Raw genomic sequence first — 14,578 nt, 5'->3', positions numbered from 1 at the left:
TTCTTGCTTATGTCCACTATTCCCTTGAGAACCTCTTCCATTATTCTCTTGCTGATTCCCATTATTCCCTTGCGATCCTCTTCCGTTGTTTCCTTCCTGATTCCCATTATTTCCTTGGGACCCTCTTCCGTTGTTTCCTTCCTGATTCCCATTATTTCCTTGGGACCCTCTTCCGTTGTTCTCTTGCTGGTGCCCATTATTTCCTTGGGACTCTCTTCCATTGTTCTCTTGCTGGTGCCCAGTATTCCCTTGCGATCCTCTTCCGTTGTTTCCTTGCTGCAATTCTCTTCCGTTGTTCTCCTGTTGATTTCTATTATTTTCTTTTATTTGCTTCGGTTGTTGTGCCTTAGATTGCTGTTGTTCTATATACTCTCCCTTCTCGTTGCTTTCTTCTTTTACAGGAGATGCGTCCGATGATACATCAGAAGATGACTTTTGCTGTTCTTGATGAGACGGCGGTGCAGGTGGGGTAAGCAACTTTTTCTTCTCATTTTCTTGTTTTATATAAACACCCGTTCCAACTCCTGCTTTCTTGGCATCCTCCCGTATTTGCATCGTACTGCTTTGATATTCGACTGTAATATGTTTGAACTCATATTCTTTCTTTAATTCCAGCATAGCCTTTTCCAACTGTGGTTCTAACGACTTGTCCTTTGCAATAGCTGTTAGCATAACTTGCTTATCATTCGTTAAATATTTATCCTCTTGACTTTGCTTTATAATAGTGCGTATCACATCTTGCAGATGCTTATTTTCCCACCGTTTCATTTCTTTTAAAATACGCCTTCCGTCATCATTACAAGCCCGCAAATCTATAACACGAAGATCCTTCGTAACGCTCGCCTCTAAACTTGGATTTATATCAACTGAGACGTAAGCAAACACCTTTTCTTCTGGTTGATTGTAGAAAAATAACAGCCCACATAGAAAACAAGCAGCAAGTAATGATGCCGGTTTTAAGAAATAAGGGATTGAAAAACGAGATGCTCTTTGTTCTTGTTCTTCAAACGAGATTTCCTCTCCAATCATGCAAGAATCTCCTTTTCTTTTACACGTAATAAACTCTCCATTTGGTGTTAAAACAACTACGCTACGCTTTTTTATATCCATCACAATTCCTTTATTCATCATGCTTTTCTCCTCTTATGTAATCAAGAATATATGTATAGTTGTTTGCAAAAATAATACACATTGCAATAATGTATTTTCTATGTCTTTCCAACGTTTTACGACTTACCCTCACACGTGGTTCAATACGTTTAAGCGGTAACTTTTTCTTTCGGAACAGCTCCTCCATCATTTCCTCTTCCTTTATAATCATCTTTACAATTTCTATTAAGTGCTCTCGGGTGTCACGATGCTTAGGAGATTCTTTCGCAAGCTCTGAAAATGTGATTTTAAACTCAGCTAACACACTTTGAAAATGAAGAATTTCCTCCTTACGGTTACTATTGTCCATCTCTTTCATATACTCCGTAAGCGATACTTGCATTTCTAACATTTTCTCTTGCTCATCTTCTTTTAAAAAGACACGGTTATGCCTAGACTCCTTGCGTATATAGTCAATTACATCTCTTTTTATAAGAAGATCAGCAAACGCTAGAAAAGATTTCCCTTTTTTATATGAATACTGTTCAATTGCTTCGTTAAACGCAAACAATCCAATACTATATTCATCATCCTGTTCTGTAATATATCGGCGGCAGACAGACGAAATTGATTTTCTAATAAACGGCTGATACTGAACGATAAAGGCTTCCTTATCTTCTCCGTTGTTTTGTATGTTACATACGATATCTTCTATTTTCGGTTTTCTTAAGATCTTCATTACTAAACTTAACACTGGTGATCTCTCAGCCTCCTTCTGCTTTAAATAGAAAAATGGTCACTAAACAAGCGACCATTTAACCACATTTTGGTAGTACTTTTCTTTGGTCTTTTCTTCTTGCTGTTGGTTATATTTTTCAAGTCTAACTTTCCCCAACGTTTTCTCTCAGTACTAAAGTTAATCCTATATTTTAAGGTACTTTCTTATTTTCTACCGTTCGTTTTGCTTATTCTTTTTCTATTTTATAGGCAATCCTTAAATAACTCTTCTCTATATCATTGGTAATTTCATCCTTTAATTTTGGATGCTCAACTTAATCTAGTAATTTTTATTAATACTTCAATATTCTTTCATAATCATTTTTCTTCTATCTTATTTTTCCACTATATATATTCGGAGGAATACATCGTTTTATGGGGGTCAAAAAATATTTTTTATAAAAAATAGATATTTATTTCAAAAATAAAAAACATTAATTTGAAGAAGAACTAATCAAATTGATGTTTTTTTGTAGTATCTATTAAATTAAGTTGTGCTCTCATTATATATTAGACAATCAGCTGTTCTCACTATTTCCTATCGCTTTTCTCAAGCGTTACCTTTCTTGATTATCATAATATGTCTTATCTGCATATTTTCTATCATTTCCTTTTAGATAAGCTAAGATTACTTTTGGATTTTTAAGTAAAGCCCAGTCTCCATATGTATCAAATCTCCTGCATGAAGTTATCATTCCATTTTTAATGGTACCGAATTTCTTATTATTTCGCTTTCCCCATTCTTTTAACCGTTTCGCAAAATCTGCATCTTCTGCCATCAGCATGTTTTCATTAAATCCGTTAATTGCCATGAAATCTTTTTTATAGCACCAAAAAATCCCTACAGATATAGCTCCGTACTTAAAAAGTAAGGGGATTATTATTAACATTGCGGACAGAAATATTCCTAAAGATATTCTTTCAAACTTCCCATTTACCCCACCACCAATGTATTTACCTGAAGCTAAATATATATCTACATTAGACAACATAGACTCTGTCATTATGGTATCAGCGTCTATAGTAACGATTATTTCTCCACTAGCTATTTCAGCCCCTGCATTTCGAATTTTAGATAAGTTTTTATCATTATTTTTTAATGTAATACAATGATAAGATTTTGCTATTTCCTCTGTTTTATCGGTGCAACGATTTAAAACAACTATAATTTCTGTTTGTCCTTTATATACCTCTGATGCCTTTACAATTGAATCTAAACATTTTCCAATGTATTTTTCTTCATTATGTGCAGGAATTATAATAGAAAATTTCACATCTTTTTTCAAATTGCCTCCTGAAGATTCGTTTGTCTCAGTCATAATATCCCCCTTATTTCATAAGATAAATATCTGTTATACATAACGTATATTAAAAATTATTAAGTTATATTATTAAAAAAGTAATTAAAATAATATGGACATCAAAAAGGCCAACAATGCAAAATTGTTAGCCTCTACTTTTCATATTCGTACCCTTTACTTCCTAACAACCGGAATCCACATTTCACCAAACACTAAACCGTTTCTTTTCCCCATCTCAACCGTTGTATTTGGCCCACCAACATAGGCAAAATCTTTTGCATCTGGTAAAGCTTGACCAAAGGCGATGCCAGTCAGCTTATTGCTTAGCTCTTCAGCCGTTTTGTCTTCACCTTTCACCACTAAGTATTCTCCCTTAGGAAACTGGATCACTCTAGACTCTTCTTCTATTTGTGCTTCTGTCATAACACCAGCATAATACATCATCTTGTTATTCACCGCTTCGCTCACAGAAAAAATGTATTCATTTGTAGCTAAAGCTTTTAAAGTATCCAGTCTTCCATCTTCTTTAACGGCCGACCAAAAGTCTTCCTTTTCTTTATTTATTCCCACAAAGTCTGTATAGTCACTTTTAATTTCAGTTCCAATACCTAGCACAATAAAGCTATCTTTTTCTTCAATCGTATAATTTTTCATATTCAAAACCTTCCTCTTTTTTTATTAATCAAACGATTTATCTTTTCATCTGATACGTTTATAATACCTTTAAACCATGTCAAAAAATGATACTGTTTAGGAGACCAAAATGAAAAAAGTTGAACGGATTAATACAATTATGCGGTATATCAACAACCGCTCCCACTTTACAATTTCAGAAATCATACGAGAATTTAACATATCACGATCAACAGCTATTAGAGACATTAGAGAAATAGAAGCTATGGGCATGCCACTTGTCGCTGAAGTTGGGAGGTCTGGTGGATATTTTGTCATGCATAATTCTATCCTACCCGTTGTTCGCTTTACTGATAACGAAGTGAAAGCTCTTTTTATTGCCTTTATGGCTACAAGAAATCAACAACTTCCCTATCTCAAGAGTCGTCAATCTTTAGCCGAAAAGCTACTAGGACTCATTTCAGAAACCCAGCAAGATGACCTTGTTCTTTTAAATCAACTTTTGCTTTTTGAAGGGACTAATCCTCATAACCCTGATCTACTTGAGCTTTCTGACCTTCCTCACCCTATGTTAGAAAAACTCATTCAAATCCTTCTTTTGGATAGACATTTATTGATTACTGTCAAAGAAGAAATCAAGTCTTATCCAATTTACCTATTACACCTTTATAAAGAAAAAAGCTATTGGATGATTGAAGGATTTGACTTAAAAGAAAAAAAGAAGCTGATGTTTCCTGTCGATGACCTCATCAATATCGAACCGTACACGCCCAAAAAGAGGTTACATAAGAAACAGATTTTAGAAAGACTGAGTAAGAAGGACGAAGCAATTAACCTTGTATTTGAACTTGGTCCGAAAGCAATTGCACAGTTCAAAAAGTACCACCCTTTCAAAGTTTCAATATCTTATACAAATCCTTACCAATCTACAGCTATTTTAAAAACATTTATCGATGTTCACAATTCCGATGAAGTGACAGAGATGACAAATTGGCTGCTTTTCCTAGGTAAAGATATTACAATTAGGGAAATGCCTGAAGAAGTATTAAAAGATTTACAAGAGCGGTTATGCTTATATACTCCATAAGAAGTGACTAGTTAAACCTTAAAATATTGAGTTTAACTAATCACTTCTTAACAAGGCTTCTTTGAATAATACAACAAAAAAGGTGTGAACTAGCTTTTAGTTCACACCTTTTTATATTAGAAATTACTATACATACATTAAATTGCTTGTTTAAGATTTGAATGTGGATTTGGTCCATACTTATTCTCACCTTCGTCACTTTCAATGATACAAAACACAAGTAGAACCGCTCCTCCAAATGGCACCAAATTTAATAGCTGCCACCATCCTGTTTTTCCACTATCATGTAATCGACGAGCTTCCACTGCCAGAGTAGGAACGATAAAAATTGCTATATATAGCAAAGTAATATTCGCTCTTAAATAGAAGACAGACGGAGAATATGAGGCAAAATATATTAATGACCAAAACGTAACCTTATTAACTAAAGTAAAAATCCAGTACTCCTTTCTCGTTGCTCTCCCACTAAATTTCGCATAGTTTTTGAGAGCATATAAATACCATTTCATTTGAATCTCTCCCTTTTCCATCCCCTAAACAATTAGGTTATACATTATATACCTTATAAGTATAAATATAACATCTTTAACCTCTATTTTTATATAGAATATTCCGTTTATTTTTAAGTTATTTTTGTGAAGCGTTACGTACCATACTTCAAGGCATGTGTATTCAATTTTTTATTCTCCTATTTACTTTAAAACTACTACAATTAAGCGAAGTATACATATAGTATTAAAGCACGGAAAATCTTCCCGTGCTTTTTCAAAAATATATATGATTTCGGATGATTTATTTCACTTACCCTAACTGACGTTTAAATGCTTTACTAGCGAAAAAGTAAGAAATGATCATGATAGCTACGCACCAAGTGAGTGCAATCCATATATCGTTGCCAACAGTCCCTTCATATAAAAGGGCACGAATCGCATTCACGATTGAAGTGACAGGCTGATTCTCTGCAAACGCACGAACAATTTTTGGCATCGTTTCAGTAGGTACGAAGGCCGAACTAATAAACGGAAGAAAAACGAGTGGGTACGAATATGCTGTCGCCCCTTCCATAGACTTCGCTTTCAGCCCTGGAATGATAGCTAGCCATGTTAGTGCTAACGTAAACATTCCTAGTATCCCAGCTACTGCAAGCCAATCTAGCATATTCGCACTGGAACGAAAGCCCATTAAGAGTGCAACAAGAATAACCACCACGATAGTAAGCACATTAGCAACAAGAGAGGTTAAAACGTGTGCCCACAATATCGATGAGCGCTTAATAGGCATCGTAATAAAACGTGCCATCAGCCCACTCTTTACATCCGTAAATAGTCGCACGGAAGTGTAAGCTACACCGGATGCGATAGCCATTAGCAAAATTCCCGGCAATAAATAATTAACGTAGTTATCCGTTCCTGTCTTTATTGCGCCGCCAAACACGTAGACAAATAATAGCATCATCATAATCGGTGTAATCGCTACTGTAATAATTGTATCCGGACTACGCATAATATTACACATTAAGCGCCCTAGTAATACCCCTGTTTTGCTTTTCATTTACATCTCCCCCTTTTTACCGATAATCGCAAGGAAAATTTCTTCCAATGTCGGCTGCTTCTCGATATACTCCACTTTAGCTGGTGGGAACATCTCTTTCAGTTCAGTAAGAGTACCTGTCGTAATAATTTTTCCACCATGCAAGATCGCGATACGGTCCGCCAGTTGTTCTGCTTCCTCCAAGTATTGAGTTGTGAGCAAGATCGTTGTGCCGCTACCAGCAAGTTCCTTCACCGTATCCCAAACTTCAATCCGAGCTTCCGGATCAAGCCCAGTCGTTGGTTCGTCAAGAAAAATAACTGCTGGCGCCCCGATCAAACTCATCGCGATATCAAGCCGGCGCTTCATCCCGCCTGAATACTGATCTGCCCTTTGGTTGGCCGCATCTGTCAGGCTAAATCTGTCAAGCAAATTGTCAGCAACTTGAGCAGGATTGGAAACACCACGTAACCTAGCAATCATTACTAAGTTTTCTCTCCCAGTTAACATGCCGTCTAAAGCTGCGAACTGTCCTGTCAAACTGATACTTTGACGAACATGATCTGGTTGGCGCTTAATATCAAATCCGCAAATACTTCCTTCACCGCCATCTTGTTTCAGTAGCGTCGAAAGGATGTTGACCATTGTCGTCTTTCCCGCTCCATTTGAGCCTAGCAGCGCGAAAATTTCTCCACGCTGCACCTCAAAATCCACTCCCTTTAAGACTTCTTTATCTCTAAAAGCTTTTTTTAACCCTTTTACAGAAATCGCTGCATTGCTCATACTTTTCCCCCTTATAAAAATTGATTACCTTCACCCTCTATTTAGTATCACTGATAACCTGTATTACTTAGTAGTGGTTTAAAAATATAACTGAATAGCGATGGCGGTAGTTCACATTTATAACCAGCTAATCAGTCGGTATTACTTATTGCATTTATTTTTTTCTCAATTTCTTCATAATACTTTCATTTAAATCTTCACGATACTTAGAGACATACGTTTTAGCGTTTGCCACTAGTTCATCAGCAAAGGATGCCACATCTTGCCCAGTAATGTCTAGCACTTGTCTGCCTTCCGCTGCACCGGCTTCAAACAAATCGATTAATTCATACTGTATGTGCAGCATATCCATCCCGTTACCGGCTGAAAAATTCCACATGTAGTTTTGAATCTTCTTAAACACAAACTGATAGTCCTCTGGCAATGCTGCAACACGTGCCATCATCATTTTGTACTCTTTTTTATCACCAATTAATTTTTTGAACATTTCCAACATCTTATTTTCCTCCTTTTTTATAAAGCAGACAAGAAACTCTCCAAATATGAGCCGGAACATTTTATATTATGAAGCTAGTTTGACTTCAAGACGTTAATTTTTGACGATACAAAATCCCATTTTTTCCAAAACAATTCAAGTTCCTGACGTCCAGCTTCATTTAATGAATAAAACTTACGAGGCGGTCCCATATCTGATGGTTTCTTTTCAATATTCACAAGCTTTTTCTTTTCCAATCGTACAAGGATTGTATAAACCGTCCCTTCTACGACTTCGGTAAACCCAAGATCATTCAGGTGGCGAGTAATCTCATAGCCATACGTTTCACGGCGGCTAATGATTTCCAGCACACACCCTTCCAGTGAACCTTTCAGCATTTCAGTTAAATTTTCCATATTCTGATCCTCCTTTACCCCCTATTCTGTCTGACTTATATTCAGTATCACAGAGTACTAAGGCGAATTTTTTACTGAGTAGTTTTTTTGAATTCATACTATTTAGTATCACTTACTACTTCTACATTGTATGACTAAGTAGCGATAGATGTCAACTAATTTTCAAATTTTTTCTAAAATCCGCAATTACCTATTGTCTACTGAAAATATTTTGAGAAACAACACTACTCAGTATCACCTATTACAACTACATTGTATGACTGAGTAGTTGTAAATGTCAACTCGATTTTTATATTTTTCTAAAATCAACTATTACCTACCCCGCCAAGAAAAGAAAATACCCCAATACAAAAATTCTACATTTTTGTATTGGGGCACTATAGGTTAGCTCTTCTTCTTAATAAGACAGATTATCCTTTTGTTACGATAACATCATTTGCATATCTTCCGCTGCATTTGTAATCAATTTCAAACCGAATGTTTCTTGAGAAAAAAGGATATGATATCAATCACAATAATATATAAGAATTTGTGACAGTTCCTATTGTTAACATAATATTCTTACTGTATCCTGACATTCATACTTGCACATGATTTATTTGCATCATATATCGGTGCACTTTTAAGGAATACAAATATCCTATTCATCTAACATTTCACAAATTTTTCCTTACTGATGGTACAATTAAAGTTATGGAGGGACAATATGATGGTATATATGATGTTTTATTACGAAATACTGTTTCTTATACTCGGTATTGCAGTATTTCTGTTTATTATGGCCGGGTCACGAAAAATTAGAAATAAAAATCTTTCATTCGTATTGATCGCTTTAGGGATAAATATACTTGCAAGTCCAGTAGCATTTTTTATAGGAGTGATGGCGACAGATTCTCCGTATAGTACGAGACTAGATTTCTGGAAAGGATTTTTCTTTATTCAAGGAATACCTCTTTTCTTACTACTTATAGCTTTCGTTTGGTGGCTTATTCGCCCGCCAAAAGTAATAGTTCAAACGAGTATTGAAAAAGACCTTGAACAAAATAGTAAAAGCACTAAGAAAAAAAGGACACGAGGTCGTCCAATTACTGCCTTACGTATTGTAATTCCAATTATTTTAGTAGTAGGCTGTTTGTCTTACATTTTGTATTTACAGGACATTACACTTAAAAAAAGTCATTCTCCAAATAATAAAAATACGATTAAAGTAGTGAAAATAGATTCAGACTCTTCTCATGGTTCCTCTCCCGTCAGAATTAAATACGGCTTATGGGAACATTTTGACATAAGTATTGCAAATGAGGGAGAACGTCTCGATTCCTCAAACGTTTTCGTAGATTGGAAAAACGATTATGAAGTAACGATAACACTACGAGGAAAAGAATCCGTACCTGAAGTTGTGGAATTTAATGTATCAAATAAATCCAATGGTCCTGTTTTTAAGAAGGTACAAAAAGTGGTTAGTTCCTTTACCTTTCAAAAAAGTGAATCTCCAAATTTAATAAATATTATCGAGCTTAGAGAAACAATAAAATCAAAAGGACCAAGTCCCAGTTCCACTGTAAGAATCTATTATGGGAAAAGAGGTAGCATTTTAGAAAAATATAAAGAGGTCACTCTTAAGGAAATGTATACGACAGATAACTTTAATATCAATTGGAGAAACGATGAACAAGTACAGGTAGAAGTATTAGAGGAAAATGTAGTAACAGCTACCATCGTGATTGATTTGTCAAAATGAATTTACTGTGTTCTATCCGGCACACGAGAGATACATAGCATTTACAAATGAATAGATTTACAGACATGATGAACCGCCCCTTTCTTTACAATACATTTACATTATCTTAACATTGTTTACATTATTTATATGCTATATTTATATAGAATCTACTTAATAAATTTCATGTACATTGTTATCTTTATAATCTCTGATTTAATTGATAAGAGATTATGTTATATTTTTATACCAGGGGTGAATGAGGATGACTGAAACTTTAAAAACACTTATAATGCTTGATGCTACTTACGTTGTTATTGCAATTATGACGGTACTGGTATTTGTATACTTGGAATTAAAATCTCAGTAACATATGCAGGCTTCGCATTTAAATATAGTTAGAATAAAACGAGGAGAAATTTGTTTCTCCTCGCTTTTTTTATTTCAACAAATCCAATGTATGTAGAAGTAAATCTCTATCCCCTACTCCCCCATGACCAGGCACTACTGAATTGATGTTTCCATATCGCTTCAGCACATTCTCAATCGATATAGACCATTCATTTACATAGGCATCTGCAACGTTTCCTAAATCTTTCGCGGACGCAGATTTCACTAAACAGCCTCCAACTAACATGTTGTATTGTGGTAACCATACGACAATATTATCTTCTGTATGTCCCTTCCCTGGATAAAATGTTTCTACTTTCATATTTCCAAACTTCAAATTTGTAATGCTTTGTAAGTCTCCAAGTGGTTCCTCATATCCATTTTTCTTTGCTAATTCCGCAGTTAACGCTGTACTATGCGCTTTAATACCTCTTTCTTTCAACGTTTTTATTCCACCAATTCGATCAGCGTGCGCATGTGTAATAATAACATCCGTTACGCGCTTCTTAAATTTCTTTTCTACCATCTCTATTAATTCCTTCGTTAACTTATCATCCCAAGAAGAATCGACAAGTACTAACCCTTTAGAAGTAGTAAGAACTAGGCCGTTCGAAGGAACTGCTTCCCCGTTAAAATAACCTAACTCCGTATGAACCCATACATTTTTGTTTAACTGAGAAATTGAAATAGTTCCTGTCTCGTTTTTTATTACTTTTTGCTCTAGCTTTTGTTCCGCTTTCACAGAAGAAATTGTACTAACAAATTGAGTTGTTCCTAGTAAACTAACACATACCCCTACTTTTAATAATGTATTCTTTTTCATTTTCTCCACCCTTTCTTTCAAACGAAATAGTTATTACCTATAATAGACAATTTATCTCAAATGTTTGTTCCATCTTTTCTTACATATTTTTCATACGATTAATAAAAAGCGCACAAAATTTTGTGCGCTTTTTAACTTCCCTTTTACCATTCACGTTTTTTATTTATCATCATTTTTTCTTCAAACGCCTTCTCCAAATCAATTTCTAACTTGTTTGCTAAATCACATACATTCCAAATTACATCAAACATTTCTAAACCGATTTCTCTTTTTGCATCTTGTATTTTATCGCGCTTTAATATAACTTCCGCTAATTCCCCTAATTCCGCCATTGCATACATTGTACGCTCTTCAATTGTTGTATCTTGAAATCCTTTTTCTTCACTGAAATTTGATACATATCTCTGGAAGTCCACAATATTCATACTTAATCTCCCTTCTCCGTTTTTCTCTTACACTTAAAATCAATAATATATTTTGTTAAATTATAACATTCATACTATACTTTATTTATAGTCCTTTAACGGAGGTGTTTTCAATGACTCTCTTCGCTTCCCCATCATTATTCATACTAGCAATCATTTCATTTGCACTAGCTTATTTCATCGGAGTAAAACAATACACTTGGCTCTTATCAGGATTCAATGAACGCCGTGTACCAGAAAAAGATAAATTATCAAAAATAGTTGGTCTTTATAATTTAACTGCCGGTGTTATCGCCACAATTGGTAGTGTCTTCTCTACTCCTAATGTCAAAATCTTAGTTCCTATCATTATAATTGGCCACGTTATCATCGCTGCTTATGTAAACACACGTATGGTGCATTGAAAAAAGATCACCCAAATGGATGATCTTTTTATAATTTATCAACATATTGCTTCGCTTCTAGTAAAGAAAACCCAAAAGCCTCTCTTACTCTCTTAACTGCTGTAACTGTTTTTCCTTCTTCCATAAGCTGACGTAATTCTTTATTAATTTCAGGTTCTCTATCTATAATTCCCATTTCTTTCGTAATTAACTGTAGTCTATCTTCCATCCTCTTTAAACGCGCATCCGTTTTCTTTTCGATTTTATTTAATTTTTCAACGATATAAATAAACCCAAAGATCGCTATCGGTATGATCATCCAAAACTCCATGACTATCCCTCCTCATTAGCTTTCATTTGTTTTATTTCACTAACTTATGTAAATTTTACCATGATAAACATTTAATGTATAATAGTATTATACAACATTGTTGATAAACCTTTTATTTCAGGGGGACACTTTATGAAAAGATTTTTAAATACGCTACTACAATTTGTAGTTCTTTCAATTGCACTACATGTATTATTTGATATCGTTGGCTGGCTTGTTTTCAAAGCGCCAATTCAAAACAAACAAATCATTATTTCCTTACTAACAACCTCATGGCTTATGTACATGTACCGAGACAAATTTTTTAAAACATTCACTTCAAATTAACGAAAAAACTTCATCGATAAAAGATGAAGTTTTTTCTTTTTCTCCCCATTTACTACTGTATAATAGAACTAACATTCTGTCTTTTTAAGAAAGGAGTCACTATGAACTTAAAAAGTAGCAATATATACGAGAAAATGAACCAATATTCCGTTGCAGGTTTAAGCCTTGCCGTTATACGTGATGGTAAACTAGATGAAACAACTGTATTCGGAACACTTGAAACTGGAACAAATAAAACTGTCACTACGAATTCTATATTCAATTCTTGCTCAATTAGTAAATTCATCACTACAATGCTCGTACTAACGTTATTAGAACAAGAAATTGTGCATTTAGATGAAGACGTAAATGATAGACTCACATCTTGGAATATTCCTACCAATCTATTTACCTCACAGAAAAAAGTCACGTTGCGAAATTTATTAAGTCACCAATCTGGAATCATTGATCCTCCTAATAGCTTTGAACATTATACACTAGCTCAAGGGCAACCAAGCATGTCTAAACTCCTTGCCGGTAAAACATCCTATTGCTCCGTACCGATAGAAATAACTTATAAACCGGAAAGTGAATTTCACTACTCTGATGCAAACTTTTGTATTATCGAACTACTACTTGAAGATATAACTGGAAAATCATTTAACCTTTTACTAGAAGAATATATATTTCAACCACTGCAAATGAAGAATAGTACAATCTTCTCTCCTGAAGACATAGATAAAACCGATGCTTTTGCTTGCGGACATAATAAAGATGGCACCGTTACAAATGAGAAGTATCCATTTTATCCATTCACAGCTGCTTCAGGTATTTGGACAACACCAACTGACTTATCAACTTTATTAATTGAAATTATTCATTCCTTACAAGGAAAGGGTAAACTAAAACTTTCTCAAAAAACAGTTCAAGATATGATTTCTCCTCAAGGTTGCTCAAAATGGACTGGACTAGGTGTTTTTCTAGATGATTCTAACGAAGACTTACAAATATATTCACTTGGATGGGGCGTTGGATTTCAATGTATGATGGTAAGCTACCCATACCGAGGGAATGGCGCTATTATAATGACGAACGCTGACTTAGGTGTTCATCAAATGGAAGGGATTATTGGTAAGGTTATCGAAGGGTTAGATTTAATATAAGTAGTTCCATTAAAATGTATATTATCCTTAAAAAGGAATAGGGAGCCCACTATTCCTTTTCTAAATTTGTATAATAAATTATTTTCTCCTCAATTTTCCTTAAATGTTTTTGCAATTGCTCCATATGATCTAAAACATTTTCTTTATGATTTTCTAGCAATATCCGCCTTTCTGTAGCAGTAATATCTCCCATAACACGAAGATTTGAAAACTCTATCATTTCCTGTATGGACATCCCCGTTTCTCTTAATCTAATAAGAAATTCAATCCACGCTAAATCTACCTCACAATATACACGATACCCTGATTCATTACGCTTAATATTTTTAAGTAAGCCTATTTTCTCATAATAACGTAATGTATGCGTACTTAAATTTGTTAATTCTGCTATTTGTTGAATAGTATACATTTTATCCATATCTCAATTATACACTTGTAAAAAATTTCAACAAATTTTTTAAAACCCCATTGCTTTAGAGCGCACTCAAAGGTATACACTTCATTTATAAACATTAAATCTTAAAACAGGAGATGAAACTATGAACAATGAAAGATACGAAAATGGTTGGGACACATTAAAAAATATCGATGGAAACGCTGGGACACAGGTTATTGAATCCTTACAAGATATCGCTCCTGATCTCGGAAAATATATAGTAGAGTTTGCATTTGGTGATATTTATTCCAGAGGTACATTAGATTTAAAACAAAGACAACTTGTAACAATTTCTTCTTTAACATCACAAGGTGGATGTGAACCACAACTTACTGTTCATATTAACGCCGCTTTAAATGTAGGCTTATCAACTAATGAAATTGTTGAATCTATTATTCACTGTGTTCCTTATACGGGATTTCCACGTGCCTTAAATGCTATTTTTGTCGCAAAACAAGTCTTTCAGAGTAGAAATCTGCAAGTAAATTAAAAAACAAGCTGGTACACCCA

At 34.5% G+C, this 14,578-nt stretch carries 19 protein-coding genes; 6 read left to right on the top strand and 13 right to left on the bottom strand.

The annotated features are described in order from the left end of the window. The 4 genes from MR079_RS16930 to MR079_RS16915 form a co-directional block, all read right to left on the bottom strand. Positions 1-1,128, bottom strand: a 1,128-nt coding sequence (locus MR079_RS16930; protein ID WP_277933103.1) for an anti-sigma factor domain-containing protein, incomplete at its 3' end; no start/stop codon positions are given. Beyond that, positions 1,121-1,843, bottom strand: coding sequence for an RNA polymerase sigma factor SigI (sigI, locus tag MR079_RS16925; protein ID WP_242294335.1), 723 nt, complete (start codon positions 1,841-1,843; stop codon positions 1,121-1,123). The genes sigI and MR079_RS16930, both read right to left, overlap by 8 nt. A 580-nt stretch (positions 1,844-2,423) precedes the next feature. After that, complete coding sequence (locus MR079_RS16920; protein WP_242294334.1) at positions 2,424-3,185, bottom strand: glycosyltransferase family 2 protein; 762 nt, start codon at positions 3,183-3,185, stop codon at positions 2,424-2,426. A gap of 156 nt (positions 3,186-3,341) precedes the next feature. Further along, a complete protein-coding gene (locus tag MR079_RS16915) occupies positions 3,342-3,821 on the bottom strand; it encodes a GyrI-like domain-containing protein (protein WP_000801031.1) in 480 nt (159 codons plus the stop codon). A gap of 109 nt (positions 3,822-3,930) precedes the next feature. Here MR079_RS16915 and MR079_RS16910 point away from each other — a divergent pair, with 109 nt between their 5' ends. Further along, on the top strand, positions 3,931-4,887 hold the full coding sequence (locus tag MR079_RS16910) for a helix-turn-helix transcriptional regulator (protein WP_139866211.1): 957 nt from the start codon (positions 3,931-3,933) through the stop codon (positions 4,885-4,887). Between the two features lie 137 nt (positions 4,888-5,024). On the opposite strand, the gene MR079_RS16905 is transcribed toward MR079_RS16910, so the two are convergent. The 5 genes from MR079_RS16905 to MR079_RS16885 form a co-directional block, all read right to left on the bottom strand. Then, positions 5,025-5,396, bottom strand: coding sequence for a DUF805 domain-containing protein (locus tag MR079_RS16905; RefSeq protein ID WP_097908020.1), 372 nt, complete (start codon positions 5,394-5,396; stop codon positions 5,025-5,027). Positions 5,397-5,688: 292 nt separating this feature from the next. After that, positions 5,689-6,438, bottom strand: a complete 750-nt coding sequence (locus MR079_RS16900) for an ABC transporter permease (protein WP_242294333.1) — start codon at positions 6,436-6,438, stop codon at positions 5,689-5,691. After that, on the bottom strand, positions 6,439-7,200 hold the full coding sequence (locus tag MR079_RS16895; RefSeq protein ID WP_139866213.1) for an ABC transporter ATP-binding protein: 762 nt from the start codon (positions 7,198-7,200) through the stop codon (positions 6,439-6,441). A 154-nt stretch (positions 7,201-7,354) separates the two neighbouring features. After that, positions 7,355-7,696 (bottom strand): DUF1048 domain-containing protein, encoded by a 342-nt coding sequence (locus MR079_RS16890; RefSeq protein ID WP_242294332.1) that lies wholly within the window; start codon positions 7,694-7,696, stop codon positions 7,355-7,357. A gap of 74 nt (positions 7,697-7,770) precedes the next feature. Further along, positions 7,771-8,091 carry a PadR family transcriptional regulator gene (locus MR079_RS16885; protein WP_000429483.1) on the bottom strand — a complete coding sequence of 107 codons (321 nt, stop codon included), beginning with the start codon at positions 8,089-8,091 and terminating at the stop codon, positions 7,771-7,773. Positions 8,092-8,800: 709 nt separating this feature from the next. Between MR079_RS16885 and MR079_RS16880 the strand changes: the two genes are divergently transcribed. Continuing rightward, positions 8,801-9,832 (top strand): MFS transporter, encoded by a 1,032-nt coding sequence (locus MR079_RS16880; RefSeq protein ID WP_242294338.1) that lies wholly within the window; start codon positions 8,801-8,803, stop codon positions 9,830-9,832. Between the two features lie 418 nt (positions 9,833-10,250). Here the strand turns inward: MR079_RS16880 and bla2 are convergent, their stop codons facing one another. Then, positions 10,251-11,024, bottom strand: a complete 774-nt coding sequence (gene bla2, locus MR079_RS16875) for a BcII family subclass B1 metallo-beta-lactamase (RefSeq protein ID WP_242294331.1) — start codon at positions 11,022-11,024, stop codon at positions 10,251-10,253. A gap of 143 nt (positions 11,025-11,167) precedes the next feature. Beyond that, positions 11,168-11,449 carry a MazG nucleotide pyrophosphohydrolase domain-containing protein gene (locus MR079_RS16870; RefSeq protein ID WP_242294330.1) on the bottom strand — a complete coding sequence of 94 codons (282 nt, stop codon included), beginning with the start codon at positions 11,447-11,449 and terminating at the stop codon, positions 11,168-11,170. Between the two features lie 113 nt (positions 11,450-11,562). Between MR079_RS16870 and MR079_RS16865 the strand changes: the two genes are divergently transcribed. Further along, the gene (locus MR079_RS16865; protein WP_139866216.1) at positions 11,563-11,853 is read left to right on the top strand and encodes a DUF3784 domain-containing protein; all 291 of its coding nucleotides are present in this window, start codon (positions 11,563-11,565) and stop codon (positions 11,851-11,853) included. A 28-nt stretch (positions 11,854-11,881) separates the two neighbouring features. Here MR079_RS16865 and MR079_RS16860 read toward each other — a convergent pair whose 3' ends face one another. Beyond that, positions 11,882-12,163, bottom strand: a complete 282-nt coding sequence (locus MR079_RS16860) for a hypothetical protein (protein WP_000397699.1) — start codon at positions 12,161-12,163, stop codon at positions 11,882-11,884. A gap of 132 nt (positions 12,164-12,295) precedes the next feature. On the opposite strand from MR079_RS16860, the gene MR079_RS16855 reads away from it, so the two are divergent. Both MR079_RS16855 and MR079_RS16850 read left to right on the top strand, forming a co-directional pair. After that, positions 12,296-12,490 carry a hypothetical protein gene (locus tag MR079_RS16855; protein ID WP_049113605.1) on the top strand — a complete coding sequence of 65 codons (195 nt, stop codon included), beginning with the start codon at positions 12,296-12,298 and terminating at the stop codon, positions 12,488-12,490. 101 nt (positions 12,491-12,591) lie between these two features. Next, the gene (locus tag MR079_RS16850) at positions 12,592-13,632 is read left to right on the top strand and encodes a serine hydrolase domain-containing protein (RefSeq protein WP_139866218.1); all 1,041 of its coding nucleotides are present in this window, start codon (positions 12,592-12,594) and stop codon (positions 13,630-13,632) included. A gap of 49 nt (positions 13,633-13,681) precedes the next feature. Here the strand turns inward: MR079_RS16850 and MR079_RS16845 are convergent, their stop codons facing one another. Further along, positions 13,682-14,050: a MerR family transcriptional regulator gene (locus MR079_RS16845; protein ID WP_088106638.1), complete on the bottom strand. Its 369-nt coding sequence runs from the start codon at positions 14,048-14,050 to the stop codon at positions 13,682-13,684. A gap of 121 nt (positions 14,051-14,171) precedes the next feature. Here MR079_RS16845 and MR079_RS16840 point away from each other — a divergent pair, with 121 nt between their 5' ends. Continuing rightward, positions 14,172-14,558 carry a carboxymuconolactone decarboxylase family protein gene (locus tag MR079_RS16840; protein ID WP_001058541.1) on the top strand — a complete coding sequence of 129 codons (387 nt, stop codon included), beginning with the start codon at positions 14,172-14,174 and terminating at the stop codon, positions 14,556-14,558. Positions 14,559-14,578 lie beyond the last annotated feature (20 nt).

Source organism: Bacillus cereus group sp. BfR-BA-01381 (assembly GCF_022663555.1).
Lineage (GTDB): Bacteria > Bacillota > Bacilli > Bacillales > Bacillaceae_G > Bacillus_A > Bacillus_A pacificus.
Note: the sequence above shows the minus strand (reverse complement) of the source record. Positions and strands in the feature narration are given on the sequence as shown.